Genomic DNA, 540 nt, shown 5'->3' with positions numbered 1-540 from the left:
GGGATGACCCCCTCGGCCAGGGCCGTGATGGTCTTCACGACCTTCCAGTGCGGCATGTCGGCGCGGTGGACCTGGAAGATGATGCGGCTCGTCCCCGCCTCCTCCGCCCAGGCCTCGACCTTGTCCGCCACCGTCTTTGCGCTCCCGGCGACCACGCGGAACTGCGTCAGGATCTGGTCCCAGTCGAACTTGCCGTGGGTGTCCGGCAGCATCTTGCCGTTGCGGGCGACGAACTGTTCCTCCGAGAGATAGCCCGGCGCGTCGATGAACCGGCCGGCGCGGGTCAGCGTGTTGAAGAAGAACTTCACGTGCGGAAGCATCTCCTCCATCGCCTGCTCGTCCGTCTCGGCGACATAGGCCATGCAAACCATGGGGATCTGCTCCGGCCGGATGGTGTGGCCGTACTCCTTCGCCCGCTCGCGCAGCTTCGCCTGTGCCGCGAGCTGCGCCTTGATCGGGCTGAAGGTGGACGAGTAGCCGAAACCCCGCTGGGCCGCGAGCTCGATGGTCTCAGGGCTGCCGGAGCCCACGAGGTAGACC

Annotated in this window: 1 protein-coding gene; it reads right to left on the bottom strand. The window is 66.9% G+C overall.

All coding sequences use genetic code 11. The features are described from left to right. Nucleotides 1–540 (bottom strand): LLM class flavin-dependent oxidoreductase (locus tag AC1DWF_RS37940; protein ID WP_476843558.1); only part of this gene is annotated, 540 nt, incomplete at both ends.

Source organism: Aminobacter sp. P4_D5 (assembly GCF_056401815.1).
The sequence above is the reverse complement of the archived record's forward strand: the minus strand, read 5'-3'. Positions and strand labels throughout refer to the sequence as shown.